Here is a 22,804-nt window from a genome sequence, read left to right on the forward strand (position 1 = left end):
TGAATCTCAACGGAGTCAACAAGATGAAATTTCCGATTTCCCAGATCGCCCTTCTGGCCCTGATCGCGGGACTGGCGCTGAGCCTGTTCGCCCTGCCGGGGCCGACGACGAGCGAGGCGGCCGGGCAGGAGGCTGAGCCGCAGGCCCTGGCACTGATCAATGCCCGCGTCTTCGATGGTGAACGGCTGCACGAACACGCCTCTATCCTGCTTCGCGATGGTCGCGTCGAGGCCCTGGGCTCCGACCTCGAGTTCCCCGAGGGTGTCGAGCTCATCGACATCGAAGGCCAGACCCTGCTGCCCGGCCTGATCGATGCCCATGTGCATGCCTTCAACGGCGCTCGCTCCGACGCGCTCCGCTTCGGCGTGACGACGATGCTGGACATGTTTCGTCCACCCTTCGATCTGGATGCGATTCGGGCCGAACGCGAGTCCCTGACGGGTGGCGAACGGGCCGACGTGTTCTCGGCCGGCTACCTGGCCACGGCCGAAGGTGGCCACGGCACCCAGTACGGCATCGCCGTGCCGACCCTCGCCGACCCGAGCGAGGCCGAAGCCTGGGTCGAGGCGCGCCTCGCCGAGGGCTCGGACTACATCAAGATCGTGATCGAGGATGGTTCGGCCTGGAACGGGTCCCTGCCGACCCTGGACGCGAGCCTCGTCGAAGCCCTGGTGCGCGCGGCGCGATCCCGGGAGGTGCTGGCCGTGGCGCATGTGTCGACGGAGGCAGGCGCTCGCATGGCCTTGGATGCGGGCGTGGACGGTCTGGTCCATCTGTTTGCCGACCGGCCGGTCGATGCCGAGTTCGCTCAGCGCCTGGCCGAGGCGGACGTGTTCGTGATTCCGACGGCGACGGTGCTGGCGGGTTCCCACGGCCACCCGGGACGCCCCTGGCTCGAGGGCGAGTCCCTGGAGCGCCGTCTGAGCGGGGAGCAGCGTCAGACCCTGGAGCAGAGCTTCCCGGGCAGCGGGCTACGGGCCGGTCGCTGGCCGATCGTGCCCGAGAGCATCCGTGTGCTGCACGAGGCGGGCGTCGAACTGCTGGCCGGCAGTGATGCACCCAATCCGGCCACGGCCCACGGCGCCAGCCTGCTGCACGAACTCAAGTTGCTCGTCGATGCGGGACTGAGTCCGATCGAGGCCCTGCGCTCGGCCACCTCGCTACCGGCGGCGCGCTTCGGACTGCCTGAACGTGGCTGCCTGCAGCCGGGCTGTCGTGCCGATCTCGTCTGGATCGATGGCGATCCCGTCTCCGACATCGACGAGATCCGGCGCGTGCGCGCCGTCTGGAAGAACGGTCAGCCCGTCGAGCTGGATCTCGAAGCCGCCGCGCCGGCTCAGGCCGCCACGGCCGAGGCCATGTCCTTGCCGGTGGATCTGCACGCCAGCGGGCAGTGGCTGGAGTCCACGGATGCCTTCATGGGTGGCCAGTCGACCGCCGAGCTTCGCCACGTCGATGCATCGGACGCCGTGCGCGTCGATGCGCGTCTCAACCCCGGCTTCGCCTTCCCGTATGCTGGAGCCATGTGGAACCCTGCCGAGGCCATGATGGAAGCGGTCAACCTGTCCGAGGCCCGTACCCTGAGCCTGACGCTGGACGCAGAATCAGGCACCTATCAGCTGATGTTCTTCAGCGGCGAGACCGCGATGGCCCCGCCCGTGCGCGTGGACCTGGCGGCAGGCGCCGAGCAGCACATCGACCTGACGGGTTTCAGCAGCCTCGATCGCTCGCGCCTGCGGGCGATCGGCATCTACGCGGTCGGCGGCGGGCCCGAACTGACCTTCACCGTTCGCAACGCACGACTGCACTGACCGACTGGATCGACCGATGGGAATGACTACGAGCCGCCTGAAGCGCCTGCATCAGTTCCTGATTCCACCCTGCACGGGACAGGGTGGATTGCCCTATCTCTGGCTGGTCTACCTGCTGTTCTTCTTCATCGAATGGCCCTTCCGTCCAGTGGGGCCGGTGGAACTGGTCCTCTCCCTGCTCACCGTCGCCCTGTTCCTGGCGCTGTACTTCAGCGCCTTCCGGCGCAAGGGGCGGGGGGCGTTCTGGCACGTGGCCGGCATGGTGGCCCTGGCAGTGGCCTGGAGCGGGAGCAATGCCGGTGCCAGCGTGTTCTTCATCTACGGCGCCAGCTTCGCCTATCTTGTCGGGCCGCCTCGCATCAGTCTGCTGGTGGTGTTCGGGATCGCGCTGACGGCCCTGGCGACGGCTCTGTTGCTGCAGCCGATGGTGTTCTACTGGATTCCCGGTGTGATCATCAGCATCATCATCGGCGTGGCCAATGTGTTCATGGGCGAGCAGGAGCGTCGCAACGCCGAACTTCGCCTCAGCCAGGCCGAAGTGCGGCGTCTCGCGCGCGTGGCCGAGCGCGAGCGCATCGCCCGTGATCTGCACGACGTCCTCGGCCACACCCTGTCGGTGATCGCGGTCAAGAGCGAGCTGGCCGCCAGGCTGCTGGACAAGGACCCGGATCGGGCCGGCGAGGAGATGCGATCGGTGCAGGAAACGGCGCGCCAGGCCCTGGCCGAGGTCCGCGAGGCGATCGGCGGCATCCGCAGCCAGGACCTGGACGAGGCCATCGACCAGGTGCGCAGCAGCCTGCGCGCGGCTGACGTGGAGTTGAATTACGAACGCGATCCGGAGCTTGTGCTGAGCCCGCAGCGGGAGGCCATGCTGGCTCTGGTCATCAGGGAGGCCATCACCAACGTGATCCGCCACGCGCGGGCTTCGGCCTGCCGCATCGATCTCGGGCGCGGGTCTCACGGCGAGACCCTGCTCGAGATCAGCGACAACGGTCAGGGGAGAATCCAGCTGGACGGGGGTGGAGTGCAGGGCATGTACGCCCGCATCGAAGCCCTGGGTGGGCGCCTCGAGATCCAGAACTCGCAGGGCCATCTTCTGCGCGCCACCCTGCCGGAGGAATCGGCATGATCCGCCTGGCCCTGGCCGAGGACCAGCGTCTGCTGCTCAGCGCCATCGCCTCTCTCCTGGAGCTCGAAGAAGACATCGAGGTCGTGGGCCGCTACGACAACGGTGATGCGGCGCGCGCGGGTCTCGGCCAGCAGCTGCCGGATGTGGTGCTGACCGACATCGAGATGCCCGGGATGACCGGCCTGGAACTGGCCGAGTGGCTACGTGCCGAGCATCCCGACGTGCGGGTCGTGGTGCTGACCACCTTTGCCCGGCCCGGTTATCTGCGCCGCGCCCTGGACGCGGGCGTTCGCGCCTACCTGCTCAAGGAAACGCCGGCCGAGGAGCTGGCCGGTGCCATCCGTCGCGTGATGCGCGGTGAGCGGGTGATCGCCCCGGAACTGGCCCTGACCGCCTTCGACGCCAGGGACCCGCTGACCGAGCGTGAGCGACAGGCACTGCGCCTGGCAGGTCAGGGTCTGAGCAACGCGGAAATCGCCGGGCGCCTGCACCTGGCCGAAGGCACCGTGCGCAATTATCTTTCGGAGGCGATCGGCAAGCTGCAGGCCGACAACCGCGTCGAGGCCTACCGCATCGCCCGCGATCATGGCTGGTTGTAGCCGAGCACCGTTATCAGGAGCCGATCCACTTATGAGTCGTCCGGAGTTTCCCAAGCGCGGCCAGCAGACCACCCGGCTCGAGACCTTTGCCGATGCGGCCTTTGCGTTTGCGGCCGCCATGCTGGCGATCTCGATCGACGAGATTCCGTCCACCTATCCCGAACTGATGCTGGCCCTCCAGGGCGCGCCGGCCTTTGCCGCCAGCATGGCCGTGATCCTTATGTTCTGGTACGCCCACAAGCGCTGGAGCGATCGCTTCGGCCTCGACGATTTGCCGACTGCACTCCTGACCTTCCTGCTGATCATGCTGGTCATGATCTACGTCTACCCCTTGAAGATCTTCCTGCAGGGGGGATTCTCGGTGCTGACCGACGGTGCGCTGGCTTCGGACTTCAGAATCGAAAGCCGCTTCCAGTTCCAGGTGCTGGTCACGATCTACAGTTTCGGTTTCTTCGCCATGTGTGCCCTCATCGCCGCCCTCCACGGCCATGCCTGGCGCTGTCGCGAAGCCCTCGACATGTCCGCCGAAGAGATCTTCGATACGGCCGCAGAGTCGATCGCCTGGCTGATCGTGGGCGGCTTCGGCCTGGTCGCCATCGCCCTGGTCTGGCTGCTGCCCGAGTCGATGACCCAATTCGCACCCTTCGCCTACGGTCTGCTCGCCTTTTTCGGCCCGATCTACAGCAAGCTCGCCGACAGAGTCGGCCGCAGAAAAGGTCTGATCTGACACAAAAATCCTTTCCCAGAATCCAAGCGGGGAGGGGTGCCGCCTCCACCCCATCTCTTGGCGCGCCCGCATCAAGCTGCCAGAATGCCCCGCATGGACGCATCCAGATTCCCACGCCGAGGGGCGCAGATGACCCGCCTCGAAACCTTCGCCGACGCCGCTTTCGCATTCTCGGCGGCGCTGCTGGCTATTTCCATCGACGAAGTCCCGTCCAGCTACCATGAGCTGATGTTGGCCTTGCAGGGTGCCCCGGCATTCGCGGCCAGCATGTTGATCATCCTGTTCTTCTGGCATGGCCATCAGCGCTGGAGTGATCGCTACGGGCTGGAAGACACGCCCTCGGTCTACCTGACCTTCGCATTGATCATGATGGTCATGATCTATGTCTATCCGCTCAAGATCCTGATGCAGACGGGCTTTTCCTTCCTGACCGGCGGCTGGCTGCCCGCGGTCTTCGAGTTCGAGACCTTCTTCCAGTTCCGGGTCCTCGTGACCCTGTATGCCTCGGGCTTCGTCGTGCTGTGCGCCATCATGGCGGGACTGTATTTCCACGCCTGGCGGCAGCGTGAAGCCCTGGCGATGAGCGACGAGGAGTCCTTCGACACGTTCAGTGAGATGGTTCGCTGGCTCTTTCCGGCGCTGTTCTCCCTGGCCGTGATCGCACCCATGTGGCTGCTCTCCGATGATCACGTGTCGCTGGTGCCGTTCCTGTTCGTCCTGCTGGCCCTGTTCGCGCCGATCAACGATCGCATCGCTCGCCATGCCGCCCGGAAGCGTTTCGGAGGTCGGGCATGACGGGCGCTGCTGACCTGGCCTCCCGGCTGACCGGTGATGGCCTGCTGGTCGTCAAGATCGGTTCGTCCCTGCTGATCGATGAGAGCGGTCGGCTGCGGGAGGCGTGGATGGGGCGGCTCGTCGAGCATCTGGCTCGGCGCCCGGGGCCTGTGGTGCTGGTGTCTTCGGGGGCCATTGCCCTGGGGCGCGGGGCGCTGGGCCTGGACGCTCGACCGCGATTGCTGGCGCAGGCACAGGCAGCCGCTGCCGTGGGGCAGATTCACCTGGCCGCGGCCTGGTCGAGCTGCTGGCGGGCGCAGGGCCGTGATTCGGCACAGATCCTGCTGACCCTGGGCGATCTCGAGCAGCGCCGGCGCTACCTCAACGCCCGCGCCACCCTGGAGACCCTGGTCGAACGGCGCATCGTGCCGGTGGTCAACGAGAACGACACAGTGGCCACGGAGGAGATCCGCTTCGGTGACAACGATCGCCTGGCGGCTCGGGTGGCCCAGCTGCTGGGGGCCGAGGCCCTGCTGCTGCTAAGCGATGTGGATGGGCTCTATACGGCCGATCCCGGCAGCCATGCGAATGCCCGGCACATCGAGCGGGTCGAGCAGATCACGCCGGAGATCGAGGCGATGGCCGGTCAGCCCGGTCGCCGCGGCGTCGGCACCGGTGGCATGGCCAGCAAGCTGGCCGCCGCCCGCATCGCCTCCGGGGCGGGGGTGGCGGTCTGGCTGGCATCGGGCCTGTCCGAAGATCCGATCGGCGAGTTGCAGAACGGGGCACGCAGCACCTGCTTCCCGCCCAGCGCCCGCCCGCGAGCCCAGCGAAAACAGTGGCTTGCCGGACTGCAGGCACCGGCCGGGCGCCTGCATCTGGATGAGGGTGCGGTGGCGGCGCTGCAGGGCGGGGCCAGCCTGCTCGCCGTGGGCGTGAGAGCGGTCGAAGGCGAGTTCGATCGGGGTGACCTGGTGCAGCTGCTCGGTCCCCGAGGCCCGGTTGGGCAGGGGCTGTGCGCCTATAGCGCCGACGAGGCACGACGGATCGCGGGTTGCCAGTCCGATCGCATCGACGAAGTGCTGGGGGAGGCCGGACGCGGTGCCATGGTCCATCGCGATGACATCGCGCTGAGCTTCTGACTCGGGCTGGACGGATTCACTCCGGCGGGATGGTTTCGAGCTCCGGTGAGGGCACGGCAGGTGCGGCACACACACGGTTCCGGCCTTCGGACTTGGCCAGATAGAGTCCCTGATCGGCCGCTGACATCAGGGCATTCAACTCCTGTGGATCCCCGGTCGGTTCGATCGAGGTCACGCCCAGGCTCAGGGTGACTCGCTCGAAGGGCGAGGCGCGGTGCGGCAGGCCCCGTGCGAAGATCTCCAGGCGGACCTGTTCGGCGAAGGCCACCGCCGCATCCTCGTCCAATCGCGGCAGTACCAGCACGAACTCCTCGCCGCCGATCCGGGCAGCCAGATCGCCGGGCCGTCGAATCGAGGCGGCCAGGGTGTCTGCCACCTGAACCAGGGCGCGATCGCCGGCTGGATGGCCATAGCTGTCGTTGTAGTCCTTGAACCAGTCGATGTCGCAGAACACCAGGCTCAGGGGATAGCGCTCACGAGTCGCCCGACGCCATTCCTGGCGTAGGTGCTCATCGAATCGTCGGCGGTTCGGCAGGCCCGTCAGCTGGTCGGTCCGGGTGAGTTCGTTGAGCTTGACGTTGGCCTGCTCGAGTTCGTCGGTGCGCGCTCGCACCCGCGCCTCCAGCGAGACCAGGATCTGGTGCAGGTGCTCGCCCATCCTCGTGACCGAGCGGGACAGGGCGGAAATCTCCCGGATCCGCGATTCCGGGGCGGCCTTGCCCACGTCACCGGCTTCCAGTGCTCGGGTGGCCCCGATCAGCTGCAGCACGGGTCGGCTGATCGAGCGGGCGATCAGCCAGCACACCAGCAGCGCCAGGGCGAGGATGATCGCGGAGGCGGCCAGGCGTTGACGGCCCTCGGTGTCGAGCAGCTTGACCAGGGCCTCGCGCGGCAGGGTGGTGACGATGATCAGTTCCAGTCCACCGGGCTTTTCGAAGCGCTGGGCCCGGACGAGGTGTTCATCGCCCCCCCACTGCATTCGCTCGTTCAGCCTGCCCTGGGCCTCCAGCACGCGTCGGCTGCTGGTCTGGATCGCCTCGGCCGGGCTGTCCGTGGCTCGCAGCAGGGAACTGAACCCCTCGATCTGCTTGATCGGCACCACGCCCGAGGAGTCGGCCAGCAGAAAGCCGTCCGTGTTCATGATGTAGATGGTCGCGCCTTCGAACAGCTCGAGAGCGCTCAGAAAACGACAGATGCCATTGAGCGACAGATCGGCGGCGATGACGCCGCGAAGATCGTTCGCAAGCGAGACCTGCCGGGAGACGCCCAGCGCCACCGCATCGCCGGAGAAAAAGGTGTAGGGCTCGAACCAGACCGCTTCCTCCGAAGCGTTGCTCGCGGCCCGGTACCAGGGTCGTTGATGAACGGTAAATCCTTCCCTCGCCCAGTCGGCCGCCTTGCGCGCGCCCCGGTCGTCGACGCTGTAGGCACGCAGTTGGCCCTCCGCGGTCGCGTTGGAGACATAGATCTGCTCGGGGGATTCCCAATAGCGGTAGGCATTGATGTAGCGACCGTCCTCGGTGCCCAGGGCGAGGTTGGTGATCCATGGATAGGTTCGGATGGTCTGCGCGAAGAAGCGCTCCATGGCCGTCTCGTCGGCGGGATCGAGAACCCCGGCTGCGAGCAGTTGACGCGTCTGCTCCAGCAGGATCGGCGGTGTGCTCAGGGCCTCATCCAGTTCGGTCGCGACGCGCAGCCCTAGCTGTTCGCTGAGGCGGAGATGGGTGCGATCGAGCAGGCGGAGATCCGAGTAATGGGTCCAGATCGCGAGCGAAGCCAGCACGGCCAGAACCAGGCAGGCCGTGGGAACCAGGATCAGGGTCAGCAGCGAGACGTGCCTCGTGACCATCCTCCTCACTCGTGGGCATCGGGAGCGGGGCCCGATGCCGCTGGCGCCCGACCCGATTCGATGCTACCACCGTGGAGCCACCGAGTGCATCTACCTGCGCCGAGTTGCAGCGGGCCCCGGGTTCTGCTCCAATCGAGTGCATCCCTGTTGCCCGGAGCCGCACGATGACCTCGATTCACGATCCCGACGGCACCCGTCTGCCGATCAAGCTCGATTCCACCTCCAATGGCGAGTTCGAGCCGATCCCGCTGGGGCCCGCCGAGCGGCTGGCCAACGAGCTGGCCCAGGAGGCCGCCGGTCGGAACGCGAAGCGCCTGGGCCAATCGCGACGCCAGTTCCTGGTCTCGAGTTGTGGCGCGGCCTCGACCCTGCTGGCCTTCAACTCAGCCCAGGCGGCCATGGGACGCACCGGCGGCTGGTTCGCGCTGGCCGAAGAAGCGGCCCTGGAACCGGCGGCGGCCGATGCGGTGCTTGCCGGCAACGAGTTCATCTTCGATGTGCAGGGGCATTTCGTGAATCCCACCGGCGCCTGGCTGCAGGCCTTGCCGGAGGAGGCACGTCCCTTGTCCGGCATGCCGGCGGCGGGCTGCGCTCGGGGCGTGGGCGAGGGCGCGCGTGACTACCTTCGCTGTCTCGGTCCCGAGGCCTTCGTCCAGGATGTCTTCATGGATTCCGACACGGACGTGATGGTGCTCAGTTTCGTGCCTTCCACGCGAGAGGGCGAACCCCTGACCATCGAAGAGGCAGCGGCGGCCCGCGAGATCGTCGCACAACTCGAGGGCACCCACCGTCTGATCCTGCATGGCCGAGTCAACCCCAACCAGGACGGCGATGTCGAGGACATGCAGCGCCTGCGCGACGACTTCGGCATCCAGGCCTGGAAGACCTACACCCAATGGGGCCCTGAAGGACAGGGCTTCTACCTGACCGACGAAGGCACGGGGCGGCGTTTCCTCGACGAGGCGCAACGCCTGGACGTGCCGGTGATCTGCATCCACAAGGGCATCCCCTTCGGCCAGCAGAGCTACGAGCATTCGCTATGCACCGACGTCGGTCCGGCCGCTCGCGAGTACCCGGACATCAGTCTGCTGATCTACCACTCGGGCTTCATCCCGGGGCAGGCGGAGGGGCCCTACGATCCGGACCGCGGCGAGGGCATCGACTCTCTGGTCCAGACCGTCGTAGAGAACGATCTTCGCGGCGGCAATGTCTATGCCGAGCTCGGCTCGACCTGGCGATTCCTGATGCGTGATCCCGATTCGGCGGCGCACGCCCTGGGCAAGCTGCTGCTGCACCTGGGCGAGGACAATATCCTCTGGGGCACGGACTCGATCTGGTACGGCTCACCGCAGGACCAGATCCAGGCCTTCCGCGCCTTCCAGATCAGCGAGGAATTCCAGGAGCGCTTTGGCTATCCGGCGCTGACCGACGAGATCAAACGCAAGATTCTCGGTCTCAACGCGCTCAGACCCTACCGCCTCGAAGCCGATGTGCTTCGTCATCACCTCGGTGAGGACCCCGTGCAGATGGCTCGGGCCGTCTATCGCGAGACGCCCGACCCGCACTTCCGGACTTTCGGGCCGCGCTCGCGGCGCGAGTTCCTGAATTTCATGCGCTGGTCCGGAGGCTGATCAGCGCCTGCATCGGCGCTCAGATGTAAGGGGCGCCGACCAGGTTCCAGTGCCAGAGCTGCAGGCCCAGCGCGCACAAGGAGAGCGCGAAGACGCTGTAGTGCAGGCGCCGCCACCAGCCCCAGCCGCTGCCCTTCCAGACGGCCACCAGGCCGATGAGCAGGGCGGCGCCCATGCCGATCATCACCCAGCTCATGATTCGGGCGGCGGCCACCCCCGCCGGTGGAAAGTGCTGTAGTCCGGCCGCATCCATCGAGCTCAGGCCGGCCATCGCGGCGACCAGGCTGACGACGAACAGGCCCATGCTCAGCGCGGCCAGCACCGCCAGGCCCGCGCCTAGTCGGCCTCGGCCGGTGGTCTCGGGCTGCTGGCGCCAGCGCCGCCAGGCCCCGAGCAGGGTGGTGAGGGCCAAGAGCAGACTCAGGCCCGCCGGCAGGGCCAGGGCGAGGACCGAATCCCGACCTTCGATGCGAGCGTGCGTATGGACGCCGGAATTGTCGGCGGCGCTGACCACCCGGCCCTGTGCATCGCGCTGGAAGACCAGGCGCCGGTCCTGCTCGTCGACGAAGCTGTCGGGTGCGTCAGCCAACGCGAGATAGCGGGCGGTCTTGCCGGCCTGCTGAACGACCAGGGCGTTCTCATCGACGCTTACTGTCAGACTGGGCGTCAGGCTGAACACGGCGGTCAGGGTCGTGAAGGAGCGCCGGTTGTTGCGGTAGCTGCCCGCGTAGTCGCTCAGGTCGACTTCCGGAGCGTCTTCCGGGATCTTCGAGATCGTCTGATCGCTCCCTGCCAGCGCATGATCGATCAGCAGGCGGCTGATCGAGTCCAGGGCGGCATAACCGCCGTGCCCGGCGTTCTGCGACGCGAAGAATCCAAGATCCAACTCCGGGACCAGGACCATGGTGGAAATGAAATTGCCGGTCGAGCCACCGTGGCCGAAGACCTCGACGCCGCGAAAGACATAGTTCTGGAAGCCATGCGCCAGATCGGCGCCCACCGGTCGGTCCCCGAAGGCGCGGGACCACATCAGGGCGTGGGTCTCGGCCTGCATCAGGCGCAGGCCGTCGAGTTCGCCGCCGCCCAGATGGAATCGCATCCAGCGCGCCATGTCCGAGGCGGTCGAGGCTATGCCGCCAGCCGGCACGAAGGGGCCGATCTGCATTGCTTCGGCTGCTTCCCAGCGCCCCGCTACGCGTTCGTGCCCGACTGCCATTCGCGGCCGCCAGGCGTCATCGAGCTGGCCGGGTTGCACCAGGGTGGTGGAGCGCATGCCGAGCGGAATCAGCAGCTCGGATTCCACGAAGTCGGCAAAGCTCCGGTCCGAAATGGCCTCGATTACATGCGCCGCGAGGGCCGAACCCCAGTTGGAATAGGACGTCACGGTGCCTGGTGGATGGACACGGGCCGGCTGCGTGTCGGCCAGGGCCTGTGCCAGGCTTCGGGGGTCCTCGTCATTGGCCTGGAACACGCGCAGGGTGGTTTCGAAGCCGGCGCGATGAGCCATCAGATGGTTCATGGTGACCGGCGCGTCGAAGACTTCAGCGATCTGGAATTCGGTCAAGTAATCATTGATGTCGCGGTCCAGATCGAGCTGGCCGCGCTCGACGAGCAGCATCGCCGCGGTCCAGATGAAGGTCTTGGAAATCGAACCGATCCGGAACAGGGACTCGTCCGGCGAGACGGGCCGGTTCGCCATCGCGTCGGCCTGGCCGAAACCGAGGAGCAGGCGAGGCTCACTCTGATCGGTGACGGCCAGGGTCATGCCCGGCAGGTCATGCTCTCGCATCAGGCCATCGACCAGGCCGCGCACATAAGCGCGAAGCTCGGTCTCCTCCAGGCTGGGGCCGTCTGACGCCGATTCACCCATCGGTGCCGGATCGGCCAGCCAGTCCGCCTCGTCGGTCTGGGCCAGGCTCGTCAAGGCGTACAGGAACAGGCCGAGGGCGAGCCAGGGCCGGATGCGGGGGTGGCGCGTGTTCGGAGCCATTGTTGATTTCTCGGTCGGACCGGGCATTCACTATACGCGGGCAGCGGCGGGCCGCCCAGCAGCAAGCCGGCAGGCCGGTGGTGCCGATGATCCTTCAGGGTGGGCCGTCGATCAGGCCTTCTCGATCCAGGGCCTCGATGCGGCGTCGCTCGGCCTCGTCGAACTCGGCCATCAGCCATTGCTGCAGCTGCCGCTCACGCTCGGCCGGACCGAGCCCCGGCGTGTCCAGCAGGCGCTGGCGCTCGGCCGCGAAGGCTGCGACGCGTGCATCCCAGGCCGCGCGTTCGGCGTCGAGGGCAGCCAGGCGATCGGCGGCTTCACTGCCATAGAGGGCTTCGCGCTCGACGTAGCGCAGGGCCGGATCCATGTTCGCCTGTCGGTACTGCTGATCCATTTCCATGGCCAGGTGATGCGCGGTCGCGGCCTCGACGTCGGCGGCCCAGGCATCATGCTCGGGATCGCCGGGCTGGAGGCGGCCGTCGAGGACATCCAGGGTGCGCTCGTGATAGGCGTTTTCCTCGCCGAACCAGGTCTGCGCTCGTTCCTCGCCGAGCAGGTCCTGCTGCAGCTGCCGGGTGGCTTCGAAACGGCTTCGAAGGTCCGGGGCGCTGGACGCCATCAGGGCGTCGGCGGCCTGAAGAAAGTCCACGTAGCGATCGAACTCCGACAGCACCTGGTCGACCCGGGCCGCGTCGAACTCGCCTGCGAGTTGATCGGCCAGGAGCTGCCGAAGCCCGTTCAGGGATTGCTCGCCCAGGCCGCTCAGGATGAAGTCGAATCGGCGGCGAAGCTCGCGATCGAGGATCAGTCGGCCCTGCTCGTCGAAGCGGACTTGCCCGTCGGCCTCCAGGCCTTGCCAGGAGGCGACGAGGGTCTCGTTCCTTCGAGTGGTCGCCGGGTTGGCTGGATCCGCGACTCGGGTGGGCCGCTGGCTCGCCAGTGAGGCGCTTGCCGCCGTGTCCGTCGCCGCCGGCGCCACAGGCTGGCTCCTCAGCGGCGGCGCTTCTGGCTCGCCTCGACTGGCCAGCCAGAGCACCCCGAGGAGGGCGGCGGTCAGCGCCGCCCCCGTCCAGACCACACGCCGCACGGCTAGAGGCCGGCGTTCTTCAGGCGATTGGCGTGGGCGCGGTAGACGCTGGTCGGGTTGGGCGTGAACCAGCCTCTGAGGCCCAGCACCTGGTTGACCTGGTCAAGGTGGTTCCAGGGGTAGTCCGAGCGGATCACCCGGCCCAGGTGCGAGGAGCAGCGCTCGACGAGACCGTCGTTCTGCACGCCCCAGCCGAAGAACAGGCCGCTGGCCGAAAGGAGATAGTCCGAGGCGTCGAGGGCATTGGAAAAGACCCGGGTGCCGCCCATCGAGTAGTAGCGAATCCCGTTGACGCTGGACGGGCCCTGACCGCAGGTCCAGCTGGGCAGGCCCTGGGGATGGGCGGCGTTGAAGACCGCGGCACCGTCCGAGTTCAGCGATTCCAGGGCGCCGAGCGCATCCTGCGGGTTGATATCGCCGGACAGGAAATCGATGAAGGCGCCCAGCGCGTCGACCAGGCCGGCCAGCAGGGCTTCCGTGGCCGATCCCGGCGGTGCGCCAGCGCGGATGCCATCGGCCACGGCGCTGCCCGTATGCGGGCTGCCGATCGAGGTCACCGAGGCGACCAGATCCGGCCGGACCGAAGCCACGTAGCGGATCGTCGGTCCACCGTGGCTGTGCCCGATCAGGTTGAAGCGCTGGTGCCCATGGATGGCGCGCAGGGTGTCGAGCTCAGCGATCAGCTGCTCGCCGCGAAGCGCCGAGGAGTTCGCCGCCGAGACGTTGGCGACATAGACCGTCGCGCCGCCGGAACGCAGCGCGTTCGGAATCCGGTAGAAGTAGTCGTAGACGCCGAGCAGGCTGTCGAAACCGAGCAGTCCGTGGACGAGTACGACCGGGTGTTCGGTGCGGGTATAGCTGGCCTCCGTCGAGGCGGGCAGCCAGGCGAGCCAGCCGGCGAGAAGCAGAACGGTGATGCGGTGCAGCATGATTTTTCCCTCGTGGTTTTGCGTGTCCCTGTCCGGCGTTCCCCTCTCCCCAGAGTGGCCGGACACCCCGAGCATACGTCAGCGTATGGCCGAAGTGCAAATTTTGAGAGCCCCATCACAGTTGGCGCGCGTATTCGGGCAAAGCTCTGCATATTCATCTGGCCCGAACCGCCCGGAGTGGGCTGACTGTCAATCTTCGAATCGATGGGAGAGCCGCAGGCCCTGCCGAAGCACCCTGAGGGCGTCCAGGACGGCGGCAGCCCAGCCCGGATGCCGGGGCCTCGCTTGCAGACCGTGCCAACGATGTCCGACAATCGGTGTTCGATACGCTTCAACGGCTGTCGGCATAGATGACGGACAAGGCCTCGGGCTCCGAGCGATCGTCGAACGATCCGCGTCGCGACGAGGAACGATTTCATTCGATCTACAGCGAGCTGCGCTCAGCGGCGCGTCGGGCTCGCCGTGGTGGGCCCGGACAGACCCTCAACACCACCGCACTGGTGCACGAAGCCTGGCTCAAGCTCCGGCAGAGCGATCGGCAGTATGCCGACGAAGAGCACTACGTCAGCACCGCTGCCGTGGCGATGCGTCAGGTGCTGGTCGACCACGCCCGCTATCGGGCCGCGGCCTGCCGCGATCGTGAGCAGGAAGTGCCGATCCTGACCAATGACCTCGATGAGTTCGCGGCGCGCAGCAGCGTCGAATTGCTTGCCCTGGATGAAGCCTTGAATGACCTGGCCGATTTCGACGCCCGCGGCGCCGACCTGGTGGTGCTGAGATTCTTCGGTGGCGTGTCCCTGGAACGAGCGGCCGAGATCCTGAAGACGTCGCGGCGAACCGCGGCCAGGGACTGGGCACGGGCGCGCGCCTTTCTGGCCGCTCGCCTGCAGCACTGATGCAGTCCGGTCCAATGCACGATCCATGAACGAACGTCATGCCATCTGGAAAGCTGCTGCCGAGCATTTCGATCGCCTGATCGATCTTGCTCCCGCCGATCGTGCCGACGCGCTGGACGCGCTGGAGCTCCCGGACGAGGTGCTGAGCTGGCTGGAGCGCATGCTCGAGGCCCACGATCAGCCCGAGCCGCTGTTGATCGACCGGGAGGTGACCAGCCTGGCTCGCGGGGTGCTCGGTGACGGCTCCGGACCGTCCGACTGGCCCGACTACAGCGGCCAGGACTTCGGGCCCTGGCGGGCCAGGGAAGAGATCGGGCGGGGAGGCATGGGCGTGGTCTATCGAGGTCGGCGCGCCGATGGCCAGTTCGACATGCCCGTGGCGATCAAGGTGCTGGCCCCGGCGCGTGGCGATCGGAGTTCAGTGCAGCTGAGCCGACGTGAACTGGAGGTGCTGGCCGAGCTTCGACACCCGGCCATCGCTGGCCTGCTGGACGGCGGCAGTCGGCCCGATGGCGTGGCCTACGTGGTGATGGAGCTGGTCGATGGCCGACCGATCGACGAGCTTGCCCGAGACGAGGAACTTGGTCTCCCGGCCCGTGTGCGCCTCGTCGAGCAGGTGGCCGAAGCCGTGGCCTGGTGTCATCGTCATCTGGTCGTCCACGGGGACATCAAGCCCTCCAATGTCCTGGTGGACTCGTCGGGCCGGGTCCGGCTGCTCGATTTCGGGATCGCCAGTCGTCTGACGGAGGGCGACGCTGCGGGCGATGAAACGCTCGGTCCGGCCTGGTGCTCGCCCGGCTGCTGTGCGCCGGAGCGCCTGCGGGGCGCCGCACCCTCGGTCGCCGAAGACGTGTTCGCACTCGGCGCGCTGCTCTACCAGCTACTGAGCGGGCAGGGGATCCGCGATTCGCGCGAGTTGACCCGCTGGATCCTGACCCGCGAGGCGCCGCCGGCGCCGCCGCTGGCGTCTCGAAGCGCGAAGGCCGCCGGTCGCCACGATCGCGCCCGCGAGCTGCGAGGCGATCTCGACGCCATCTGCCGACGATGCCTCCGAGACGACCCCGAGGACCGCTACGCCAGCGCCGATGCCCTGGCCCATGACCTCAGGGCCTGGCTGGAGCAGAGGCCGGTGGCCGCGCGCGAAGGGGGGACGGCCTACCGCCTCGGTCGCTGGGTCTCGCGCAACCGCTGGCTGGCTGCGACCGCGTCCCTTGGACTGGCCGGGCTGGTCCTGGGACTGGTGCTGGCCCTGTGGCAGGCGGATCGGGCCCGTTCTGCCCAGGCCGAAGCCGAGGCCGCGCTCCGGACCACCGAGGCCAGCCTGGCCCGGGTCAGCGCCCTGCGCGATTTTCTGGTCGACCTGTTCCTCAGTGCCGACCCGGGTCGTGCGCCCGGCGAACTCCCCAGCACCGCCGCGATCCTCGAGCTGGGTGCCGAGCGCGCCTTGTCGAACCCCTCGCTGGCCGAAGACGAGCGCTTCGAGCTGCTGCTGACCCTGGGCGAGGTGCACCGTGGCCTCAACCGGCCGCCTCGTGCCAGGGATCTGCTCGAGGCCGCGCTCGAGACGATCGACCGACGCCCGGACCTGGGCCCCCTGGCACGCGCCCGGGCCCTGCGGCAACTGGCCTGGCTCGACATCATGCAGCGCGACATGGACGCCGGTCTGGAACGGCATCGTCAGGCTCGCGCGCTGGCCGAAGCGGGCGCCGATGAAGAGCTGGCCGTGCAGCTCGGCGCCGAGGCGGCCTTTCTGCATTTCATGCGCGGTGACCTTCCCGCGGCCCGGGGCGAGATCGATGCCACGACGCGGCGGCTCGAAGCGCTGGAAGCTTCGCCGGCGTCGATCGTGCACTCCGTGATGAACGCCCGCGGCATGATCCTCGACCAGGTCGGGGATCGAGCCCGGTCGCTGGCGGCCTTCGAACGCTCGGCCGAGGCTGCGAGGCAGGTCTGGGGCCCTGGCAGCCGGCGAGAGCTGGTCGTTCGCAACAATGCCGGCCGGGTCGCACTGAAAGAGGGCGAGTTCCAGCTCGCGCGGCGGGAGTACCTCGACATCATCGACGCCTACCGAAGGCTCCACGAGGGTCAGCCGACCGAGTTCGAAGCGGCGGCGATGAGCCATCTGGCCCAGGCCGAGCTGGGCCTGGGGCACTTCGAAGAGGCCTACCAGATCATGGACCGGGCCTACGTCCTCTGGGCCGAGGCGATCGAGGCGCCGGATGCGGTTTCGGGCGCTGGGGCCAGCCGTCGCTCGGGGGACCGTGAGTTCATGCGCGCGCTGCTCGGTAGCTGGGTGCACTATCGCAGCCGCCGTATCGAGGCGGCGGATCAGCGCTTGTCCGGAATCCTTGAGTTGGAGTCGATATCGGACGAGCCCGGAGCCGACCCGGACAATCTCACCCGTGCCTTCGTGCTGGCCGCGGCCACGGCCTGTCGTCTCGGTCGCCTCGAGCAGGGTCTGGCGCGGCTCCAGACAGCGACGGATCGAATCGCCGCATCTGCCCTGGCCGACCCGCGCCACCGGGCGGAGCTCGCCGAGGCCAGGGCCTGGTGCCTGGAGCGGCAGGGACGCATCGACGAAGCGCTCGCGGAGGCTCGTGCCGGCCTTGCCCTGCTGGAGCCGGGGTGGATCCTGCAGAAAGTGGAACTCTCATTGCTGCTGATGGAGTTGCTCGACACGGTGGGGGAGGGGGCAGAAATCGACGCGATCTGCAGTTCGAGTGGAAGCGAGATCGATGCGCTTGGCCTGGCGAACGATCATCCCGTCAGGGGCTGGTTGCTCGAGTCGGGTTGCGCAACCGCTCGATCGCGCCTTGTTTCCGAGCCGTGAATGCAACCGTGATGAAACGCCACAAGAAGGATGGGAATTGTTGATCGGCATGCAGCGCATGCGATAATCTGTGATATTAATCATGTGGTCAGCTCGATCGGCGAGCTGATACCAGTCCGAAAGGGGAAGTGGAATGGATTGCAAGAAGGGGGGCGCTCGTGGGCTGCCCGCAGCTCGAAAGCGGCTGATCTGCTGGGGCGAAAATCGAATTCAGTATGGAATTCTCGGCCTCTTGCTGGGCATTCTGGTCCTTTGCCCGACTTCCCTTCTTGCGCAGACCTTTCCAGGGTCGGGGACCGGCGCGATCCCGGACGGCGCCGGAGCTGGCCCGGCCAACTATGGTCCGCCTCTCGATGTGACGTTCAATGTTTCCGGCATCTCGGGCTCACTGACCGATGTTTCCCTGTCGATCACGCTGGCGCATACCTGGCTTGGGGACCTGGATGTCGTGCTGGCGCCTCCGGGTGTGACGCCGGGCAATCCAGGCAGCCTCGTGATCTTCAGCCGCGTCGGAGCCGTCAACGCCGGTGACGCCGGCGATAGTTCCGATCTGGGCGCAAGCTATGTGTTTTCAGACGCCGCGGTGGGTGACTTCTGGACGGCCGCTGGCGGTGTCGGGGGTGGAGACACGGTGCCGGCGGGCAGTTATCGGACGTCCGTGGCCGGTCCAACGACGAATCCCGCGGCCAGCACCAGCCTGATCGCGGCCTTCGGAGGCCTGACGCCGGCGCAGATCAACGGCACCTGGACGCTGCGTTTCCGTGACGGCTGGAATGCGGATTCGGGCAGCGTGTCAGCGGCTTCGCTCACTTTGAGCGATGCCCTCATTCCGCCCACGATCACCAGTGCGAACGCGACCACCTTCACCGAACTACTGCCCGGGAGCTTCAATGTGACGGCCGCAGGCTCGCTGCCCATCACCTACTCGGTCAGCGGCAGCCTGCCGATCGGGGTGAGCTTCGATGGCGCGACCGGGGTATTCTCCGGGGTGCCTGCCCTCGGCAGTGCCGGCAGCTATCCACTCCTGATCACCGCCAGCAACGGTACGGCACCCGATGACAGTCAGGCCTTTACTCTGAACGTGGATCCAGCCGCGGGCGGCACCCTGCTATCGGGCGGTCTGCTTCGCAGCTACGAATCGACGACCTCCCTGGCCATTCCCGACAACGGCTGCCCAAGCCTGGTGACCCGGACCTTCAATGTCAGCGATTCCTTCTTCGTAGGAGGATTCGGCACCATTTCGCTCGGCTTGCAGATCCAGCATCCGAATCGCTCGCAGCTCCAGATCAGCTTGCAGGCGCCGAACGGGGCGGTGCAGGTGCTGCAGAGTGGCAGCGGTGGCGCTCTGGCGAATATCAATGCGATGTACACAGCCAATGCCGACGCCGGAAATATCGTCAATGATGGGGACGCCGATCCCCTGTCGGTGGCGGGCGGGACGATCCCTTACCGGCGACTGATTTCGGTGCCTGGCCTGGACAGTTTCTACAGTGGCTCGGCCAATGGCACCTGGACGCTGCGCATCTGCGACAGCGCGGCCGGCAGTACCGGCACCCTGCAGCGGGCGCGTCTGCTGCTGGTCGATACCGGGGCTTCGGTCCCCCAGGTCTGCAGCAGCAACTCGACCTTCGACTGGGGTTCCAACGGAGATGGTGCGGTGTTCGCGAGCACCGTGGTGGCCCCGGATGGCGTGACGCTCAGCCAGGTGAGTACCTCGGGCGAAGCGCCGGCCGACGGCGGCAGCGGCGTGCCCAGTTTCACGACTCGGACCGGCACTCAGGGGAATCACACGGGCTTCTATTCGCTGACCATGGATACCAGTGGTGACACCGAACTGACGGCCGAATCCGTGCTGTTCGGTTTCGACCGGCCGGTCAGTGGCCTGAGCTTTTCTCTGCTGGATGTCGACAAGGGTGGCGGAAGCACGACCTGGGAAGACTATGTCCGTGTTACGGGCGTGGGGCCCGATGGCAACGACGTGCCCGTCCTGGTCAGCCTGGACAATACGAGCAATCTCAGCTTCGCCGGTGACTGGGTCGAGACCGATGCTTCGTCCGCTCCGACCGAGACCCTGGGCAATATCCTCTATCGCTTTGCCTCGGCGGTCACCCAGGTTCGAGTGCAATACGCGCAGGGCAATGAACCCAACACCGATTCCGTTTTCCAGATCATCGGCATCAGTGATTTCTCTTTCTGCGCTGACGATTACGGAGACGCGCCGCTTTCCTACTGTGATGGTGTGACGGGATCCTGCCCGCGGCACGGACTGCAGGATCGCGATCGTCTGTTTATCGGCAGCGCCGGCCCGGACGGTGAAACTGCACCGATCTTCTCGGCCGGGGCCACCGGAGACGACAGTACCCTGAGCGCCGATGAAGTGGGTTCAGTAAGCTTCCCGCCCCCCCGTCTCCCCAACCAGGGCTGGGTCTGTGGGGCGTACACCACCGATCCGGCGACCAATGCCTACTGCATCACCACCTCGGTCACCAATCTCAGTGGACAGCCCGCTCAGTTGGTTGCCTGGATCGATTTCAATAACAACGGTGTCTTCGATCCCGGCGAGCGCTCCTTGCCTGAACTGCAGTCGATGGCAAGCACCGGCTTCAACGACGGGAACATTCCTGATGGTTCGACGGGGTTCCAGGCGGTGCTCGTTTTCAATCCTGCGGCGCCAATCCCGAACAATTCGACGCCGAGCATGCTCCGCCTGCGGTTGAGCACCGATCCGATTTTCTTCAGTGACGCGACGCCTCCCTCTCATCTCGGCGCGGCGACGAATGGCGAAGTGGAGGATCATTCGATCCCTGTCAATACGCTGCCCGTGACGCTGGCAGGATTCAGCGCTGAGCGGATCAGCCCCGAGGAAATCCTCGTGCGATGGAGCGTCGCGACGGAGGCTGGCACGGTGGGCTATCGCCTGCTCCAGCAGCACGGAGCGCGGGGGCTGCACTCAGTGAGCGGCTCGACGATCCCGGCGCATGCCGGCAGTTCGATCGATGCTCAGCACTACGAACGAGTCATTCGCTCGGATCGGAATGAGCCGATCTACCTCGAAGAACTGGCGGCCGGAGGCCGGGTCGAGCGCTTCGGGCCCTTTGCTCTCGGGCAGTCCTTCGGCGAGGAACTGGTGTACAGCACTCCGCCCTGGGCCGTCGCTCGATCGGAAATCCGCCAGGCCGAGCTGCAGCGTCAGCAGAGCTTGCGGAACCGCAGCTCAGGGGCGGGTTCCGATTACGTCGATGTGCTGGTCTCCGACACCGGCGTGCAAAAAGTCGCCCTGGAAGATCTCCATGCGTTGGGGCTGGACCTGCTCGGCCGGAACCCGGCGCTGATCCGCCTCGAGCTCGATGGGGAGGAAGTGCCGCTGCATATCGACGGTGATGGAAGCCTCAGTGCCGGCAACGACCTGCTCTTCCTGGGGCAGGCGCTCGAGGGCAGTCAGTACAGCCGGGTAAGACCGTATCGACTGAGCCTTGCGGGCGGCCAGCGGCGCTGGTCGACTGCCGATGCGACCCCGGTGAGCGGGCCAGTGACCGAGCGCATCCGACATCGATTCGCGTTGGACGAGGACCGCTTCTACAATTTCTCTTCGCCGACCGCGGATCCCTGGTACTTCGACACCATTCGGCGAGTTGGCGCGAGCGTCGGCAAGACCTGGTCGCTGGATCTGCCAGGACCGATCGAAGGCGTCAGCGATCTGACGATCGAACTCTGGGGTGGGCTCGATTACCCTGGTGGCGATCCAGATCACCGTCTCCAGGTGAGCGTCAACGGCGTGCGCCTGGGCGAGCACCGGTTCGACGGCATTCGCGACGAACGTCTGAGGTTCAATCTCGGAGACGAACTGCTCCACGCCGGTAGCAATGAGATCCGCATCGATCTGTTGGAAACCGGCCACCCGGCAGACGTGATTCGAGTGGAGTCGATCGAGGTCGGCGTGAGTGTGCCGATCGATGCCTCGATCGCCGCAGAAGGCTTCTCGACGGGCAAGCTTCAATTCCGCTTCGATGGAATCAGTCTGCGTTCCTTCGAGGCGCAGTCGACCAGTGCCGGATGCGGAACCGCTTGTGAGCAACTGAAGATCGTTGATCTGGAAGTCAGCGATCTGCTGGCCATTCAAACCAGGGGTGAAGAGGTCATGCAGCTGCTCGATCCGGCGATCGAGTCCGATGGCCGGGGTGGTTTCGTGGCCACGATGCGAACCGGGAGCTTGCTGGCCAATGAGGATGATCGCGGCAGTCTGCCGGATCGAGTGTTCGTGATCCCCGCAGAACAGGCGCATCGCCCGGAGCTTCGCCTGGCAGCGCTGACGGGACATCCCATCGAAGGGGGTGCTGCAGAGCTGATTGCCATCGCAACAACCCGATTCATGGATGGCATCGAGCCCTTGCTGGAGACTCGGCGTGCTGAAGGCCTGAGCGCTCGAGCGGTGGATGTCGAGCAGATCTACGCGCATTATTCCGGCGGCATCGTTGATCCGAATGCCATTCGGGATTTCCTGCGCGATGCGCACGACCAGCTCGGTACGCGGTACGTGCTGCTTGTCGGCGGGGATACCTATGACTACCTTGGCCGTTTGCAGAATGGCAGCGTCAGCGATGTGCCGACCTTCTATGGCCAGGTGCATGAGGTCGTTCGCTTTGCCCCGCTGGATCATCGTTTCGCCGATCTGGATGGTGATGAATTGCCGGAGTTGGCGCTGGGTCGACTGCCGGTCAGGACCCAGGCGGAACTGGACGCGGCGGTAGCGCGAATCCTCGATCACGAGACCGATCTCGAGCCAAGCATGCTGTTTGCCGCGGAGCGGATGAATGCGGCAGAGTCGTCGGACTACGGGGCCGACGCAGACTTCATCATCTCGCAGATGGTTCCAAGCTGGCAGCAAGACGTCGAGCGTCTTTATCTGGATGATTTCCCGACGGGGCCTGGCGGCGTGGCGGCAGCGCGAGGCGCCATGATGTCGGCACTCAATCGCGGTAGTCGTATGGTGGCCTATTTCGGCCATGGCGCGCCGACTCTCTGGTCCAGAGAGCAGCTGTTGCAGAGCAATCAGGTTGGAAGCGTGGTCGCCAATGCGTCCATGTCGCCGATCGTGACGGAATTCGGCTGCTGGGGTGGTTACTTCGTGGCACCCGAGTTCAATACCATGTCGCACGCCTGGATGAATTCTGGACCGCGCGGTGCCGTGGCCGTGCTGTCGTCGTCGGGTTTGACGGAACATGCCAGCGATCTGCACATGGCGCTGGCGCTGTTGCCGAGGCTGCAGCAGCCTGGTGCTCGCCTGGGCGATGCCCTGCGTGAGGCAAAGATCGAACTGGCTTCGCAGGCACCGGAATATCTCGATATCGTCCGGGCGATGACCCTGTTCGGCGATCCGAGCATGCCGGTCAGCCAGTGATCCGAAATCGGC

Annotated in this window: 14 protein-coding genes; 10 read left to right on the forward strand and 4 right to left on the reverse strand. The window is 66.4% G+C overall.

The genetic code is table 11. The annotated features are described in order from the left end of the window. The first annotated feature begins 23 nt into the window (after positions 1-23). The 6 genes from WM2015_RS04720 to proB all read left to right on the forward strand — a co-directional run bounded on the left by WM2015_RS04720 (position 24) and on the right by proB (position 6,182). Positions 24-1,811 (forward strand): amidohydrolase family protein, encoded by a 1,788-nt coding sequence (locus tag WM2015_RS04720; protein WP_169751098.1) that lies wholly within the window; start codon positions 24-26, stop codon positions 1,809-1,811. A 22-nt stretch (positions 1,812-1,833) separates the two neighbouring features. After that, positions 1,834-2,940: a sensor histidine kinase gene (locus WM2015_RS04725; RefSeq protein ID WP_049724964.1), complete on the forward strand. Its 1,107-nt coding sequence runs from the start codon at positions 1,834-1,836 to the stop codon at positions 2,938-2,940. Then, positions 2,937-3,539 carry a response regulator transcription factor gene (locus WM2015_RS04730; RefSeq protein WP_049724965.1) on the forward strand — a complete coding sequence of 201 codons (603 nt, stop codon included), beginning with the start codon at positions 2,937-2,939 and terminating at the stop codon, positions 3,537-3,539. The genes WM2015_RS04725 and WM2015_RS04730 overlap by 4 nt, the downstream gene beginning before the upstream one ends. Positions 3,540-3,570: 31 nt before the next feature. After that, positions 3,571-4,266 carry a TMEM175 family protein gene (locus WM2015_RS04735; RefSeq protein WP_049724966.1) on the forward strand — a complete coding sequence of 232 codons (696 nt, stop codon included), beginning with the start codon at positions 3,571-3,573 and terminating at the stop codon, positions 4,264-4,266. Positions 4,267-4,395: 129 nt separating this feature from the next. After that, positions 4,396-5,061 carry a TMEM175 family protein gene (locus tag WM2015_RS04740; RefSeq protein WP_049724967.1) on the forward strand — a complete coding sequence of 222 codons (666 nt, stop codon included), beginning with the start codon at positions 4,396-4,398 and terminating at the stop codon, positions 5,059-5,061. Further along, positions 5,058-6,182 (forward strand): glutamate 5-kinase, encoded by a 1,125-nt coding sequence (gene proB, locus WM2015_RS04745; protein WP_049724968.1) that lies wholly within the window; start codon positions 5,058-5,060, stop codon positions 6,180-6,182. The genes WM2015_RS04740 and proB overlap by 4 nt, the downstream gene beginning before the upstream one ends. A gap of 16 nt (positions 6,183-6,198) precedes the next feature. Here the strand turns inward: proB and WM2015_RS04750 are convergent, their stop codons facing one another. Beyond that, positions 6,199-8,031, reverse strand: a complete 1,833-nt coding sequence (locus WM2015_RS04750; protein ID WP_049724969.1) for a sensor domain-containing diguanylate cyclase — start codon at positions 8,029-8,031, stop codon at positions 6,199-6,201. Positions 8,032-8,195: 164 nt separating this feature from the next. Between WM2015_RS04750 and WM2015_RS04755 the strand changes: the two genes are divergently transcribed. Next, the gene (locus WM2015_RS04755; RefSeq protein WP_049724970.1) at positions 8,196-9,662 is read left to right on the forward strand and encodes an amidohydrolase family protein; all 1,467 of its coding nucleotides are present in this window, start codon (positions 8,196-8,198) and stop codon (positions 9,660-9,662) included. A gap of 19 nt (positions 9,663-9,681) precedes the next feature. Here WM2015_RS04755 and WM2015_RS04760 read toward each other — a convergent pair whose 3' ends face one another. From WM2015_RS04760 to WM2015_RS04770, 3 genes are all read right to left on the reverse strand, one after another. Next, the gene (locus tag WM2015_RS04760; protein WP_049724971.1) at positions 9,682-11,652 is read right to left on the reverse strand and encodes a serine hydrolase domain-containing protein; all 1,971 of its coding nucleotides are present in this window, start codon (positions 11,650-11,652) and stop codon (positions 9,682-9,684) included. A gap of 94 nt (positions 11,653-11,746) precedes the next feature. Then, positions 11,747-12,739 carry a lipase secretion chaperone gene (locus WM2015_RS04765; RefSeq protein WP_049724972.1) on the reverse strand — a complete coding sequence of 331 codons (993 nt, stop codon included), beginning with the start codon at positions 12,737-12,739 and terminating at the stop codon, positions 11,747-11,749. Between the two features lie 2 nt (positions 12,740-12,741). Then, positions 12,742-13,668, reverse strand: coding sequence for an esterase/lipase family protein (locus WM2015_RS04770; protein WP_049724973.1), 927 nt, complete (start codon positions 13,666-13,668; stop codon positions 12,742-12,744). 350 nt (positions 13,669-14,018) lie between these two features. Here WM2015_RS04770 and WM2015_RS04775 point away from each other — a divergent pair, with 350 nt between their 5' ends. The 3 genes from WM2015_RS04775 (at position 14,019) to WM2015_RS04785 (ending at position 22,792) form a co-directional block, all read left to right on the forward strand. Then, positions 14,019-14,564: an ECF-type sigma factor gene (locus tag WM2015_RS04775; RefSeq protein ID WP_049724974.1), complete on the forward strand. Its 546-nt coding sequence runs from the start codon at positions 14,019-14,021 to the stop codon at positions 14,562-14,564. Between the two features lie 25 nt (positions 14,565-14,589). Beyond that, complete coding sequence (locus WM2015_RS04780; RefSeq protein ID WP_049724975.1) at positions 14,590-17,394, forward strand: serine/threonine-protein kinase; 2,805 nt, start codon at positions 14,590-14,592, stop codon at positions 17,392-17,394. Between the two features lie 355 nt (positions 17,395-17,749). Beyond that, positions 17,750-22,792 carry a C25 family cysteine peptidase gene (locus WM2015_RS04785; protein WP_169751099.1) on the forward strand — a complete coding sequence of 1,681 codons (5,043 nt, stop codon included), beginning with the start codon at positions 17,750-17,752 and terminating at the stop codon, positions 22,790-22,792. Positions 22,793-22,804: the final 12 nt, after the last annotated feature.

This window comes from Wenzhouxiangella marina (assembly GCF_001187785.1).
Taxonomy (GTDB): Bacteria; Pseudomonadota; Gammaproteobacteria; order Xanthomonadales; family Wenzhouxiangellaceae; genus Wenzhouxiangella; species Wenzhouxiangella marina.